We start from the raw sequence: 2,521 nt of genomic DNA, 5'->3' as shown, positions 1-2,521 counted from the left end.
GGCAAATGCCGTCATCCGGCTCTGGAAGGGGCCGGGGGCAAAGGCGTTGACGGTGATGCGGCGGGCGGCGAACTCGAGCGCCAGTGTGCGCGTCAGATGATGAACCGCAGCCTTCGAGGCGGTGTAGGAATAGGCGTCGTCGGCCAGCGGCTGCGTGCCCATTACCGAACCGAGGTTGATCACCCTGGCCGGATCGGCGTCGCTGGCGGCGGCATCGAGCAGCCGCAGCAATTCGCGCGTCAGATGGAAGACCGCGGTGACGTTGACGCCAAACACCTTGGCCCATGCCGAATAGGGGAAGCTTTCCAGCGGCGCGCCCCAGGAGACGCCGGCGTTGTTGACCAGAATGTTCAGCCGTTCGGTGCGCGATTTGACCTCGGCGACGAGTGCGGCGATGCCGGCTTCGCTGGAAACGTCGCCGACGAAGCCGTCGGCCCGGCCCGGTGCACCAAGCTGGTTCAACTCTTCGGCGACCTTGATACAATCCTCGCCCTTGCGCGACGCGATCATCACGCTGGCGCCGGCCCTGACCAGCGCGGTCGCCGCCATGCGGCCGATGCCGGTCGCCGCACCCGTCACCAGCGCGGTCTTGCCGGCCACCGAAAACAGTTCGTCCAGATAGCTCATCACAATTCTCCGCGCTCGGCATGCGGGCAAACAGTTCGTTGACAAGGCTATCCGAAGTACGGTCATCCTTGCCACTGACAAAATGCCTGGCGTGTATGAAGGGTTAGCGACCGATGACGGAGATGAATCTCGGCATGACCGAGCGGCTGAAGCCAATCCACGCGCGCGTCGCGGCCATGGTGCGCGACGAGATCATGCCGCTCGACCATGAATTCCTCAGCGAAGTGGGCAAGGCAGGCAGCCGCTGGGTCTACAGTGCGCGTCAGAGCGAGATCCTCGAAGGGCTGAAGAAGACCGCAAGAGAGCGCGGCCTGTGGAATTTCTGGCTGACCGGCTCGGAACGCGGCTATGGCCTTTCCACTGTCGAATACGCCTATCTGGCCGAAGAGATGGGCAAGGCGCATCTCGGCGCCGAGACCTTCAACTGCTCGGCGCCCGACACCGGCAACATGGAGGTGCTGGAGCGATACGGCTCGGCCGACCACAAGAAAGCATGGCTGGAACCGCTGCTCGACGGCAATATCCGCTCGGCCTATCTGATGACCGAGCCGGATGTCGCTTCATCCGATGCCACCAACATTGCCATGCGTTGTGAACGCCACGGCGGCGACTATGTGCTCAATGGCGAGAAATGGTGGGCTTCGGGCGCCGGCGATCCGCGCTGCGCCATCTACATCGTCATGGTCAGGACCGGGGGCGATGACGAGCCGCAGCACCGCCGCCATTCGATGATCCTGGTGCCATCAGACACCAAAGGCGTGACCAAGGTGCGGGCCATGCAGGTCTATGGCGATGACGACGCGCCGCATGGCCACATGCATCTTCGCTTCGACAATGTGCGCGTACCGGCGTCGAACCTGATCCTCGGCGAGGGCAGGGGGTTCGAGATCGCGCAAGGGCGGCTCGGTCCCGGCCGCATCCACCACTGCATGCGCGCCATCGGACAGGCCGAGATGGCGCTCGAGATGCTGTGCCAGCGTTCCGTGCGCCGCGAGGCCTTCGGCCAGAAGCTGGCAAAGCTCGGCGCCAATTTCGACATCATCGCCGAATGCCGCATGGAGATCGAGATGGCGCGGCTGCTCTGCCTCAAGGCGGCGTGGATGATCGACCAGGGCGATGCGCGGGCCGCTGCTCCCTGGATCAGCCAGATCAAGGTGGTCGCACCGCGCGTCGCGCTCAAGGTCACCGACGAGGCGGTGCAGATGTTCGGCGCGCAAGGCATCAGCCAGGACACACCGCTGGCGCGGTCGTGGACGCATCTGCGGACCTTGCGCCTTGCCGACGGGCCGGACGCCGTGCATCGCCGTCAGGTGGCGCGGACGGAGTTGAGGAAATACACGCAGGAGAAGGTTTGAGCGCCGGCATCGTCATGCGGGCGCGACTCGAGGCTCGAGCGAGGAGTGTTCCGATGACCGTCCCATCCGAAATGAAGGCGCTGCTGCTTGTCGGCGATGGCTACACCAGGACGCGGAGCGGCAGTGTGCTGGAGGCGATGGAGCCCTATCTCGAGCCGGGCAGCATCGCGGTGCCGACACCGGGCCCCAGCCAGGTGCTGATCAAGGTCAGCCTCGCCTCGATCAATCCGTCCGATGTCGCCTTCGTCAAGGGCCAGTACGGCCAGCCGCGTGCCAAGGGCCAGCCGGCCGGTTTCGAGGGTGTCGGCATTGTCGTCGCCAGCGGGGACGAGCCCTATCCCAAAAGCCTGATCGGCAAGCGCGTGGCCTTTGCCACCGGCGTCACCAACTGGGGCTCGTGGGCCGACTATGCCGTCGCCGAGGCGGCTGCCTGCATCCCGCTGCTCGACACCGTTCGCGACGAGGACGGTGCGGCGATGATCGTCAACCCGCTCACGGCGCTCGCCATGTTCGACATCGTCAAGGAGGAAGGCCTTCTC

3 protein-coding genes are annotated in these 2,521 nt (G+C 65.1%); 2 read left to right on the top strand and 1 reads right to left on the bottom strand.

The annotated features are described in order from the left end of the window. Positions 1 to 627 (bottom strand): SDR family NAD(P)-dependent oxidoreductase (locus EOA22_RS30685; protein WP_127390476.1); only part of this gene is annotated, 627 nt, incomplete at its 3' end. A 113-nt stretch (positions 628 to 740) separates the two neighbouring features. Here EOA22_RS30685 and EOA22_RS30680 point away from each other — a divergent pair. Further along, positions 741 to 1,982, top strand: a complete 1,242-nt coding sequence (locus tag EOA22_RS30680) for an acyl-CoA dehydrogenase family protein (RefSeq protein WP_063168968.1) — start codon at positions 741 to 743, stop codon at positions 1,980 to 1,982. Between the two features lie 53 nt (positions 1,983 to 2,035). Next, positions 2,036 to 2,521 (top strand): alcohol dehydrogenase catalytic domain-containing protein (locus EOA22_RS30675; protein WP_164756056.1); only part of this gene is annotated, 486 nt, incomplete at its 3' end.

The sequence above is a fragment of the Mesorhizobium sp. M7A.F.Ca.US.014.04.1.1 genome (genome assembly GCF_003998745.1).
In the GTDB taxonomy this organism is placed as follows: Bacteria; Pseudomonadota; Alphaproteobacteria; order Rhizobiales; family Rhizobiaceae; genus Mesorhizobium; species Mesorhizobium ciceri.
The sequence above is the reverse complement of the archived record's forward strand: the minus strand, read 5'-3'. Positions and strand labels throughout refer to the sequence as shown.

Excerpts from the sequence above, each read along its gene's own strand:
- EOA22_RS30680 (WP_063168968.1), top strand. The coding sequence starts at position 741 with ATGACGGAGATGAATCTCGGCATGACCGAGCGGCTGAAGCCAATCCAC.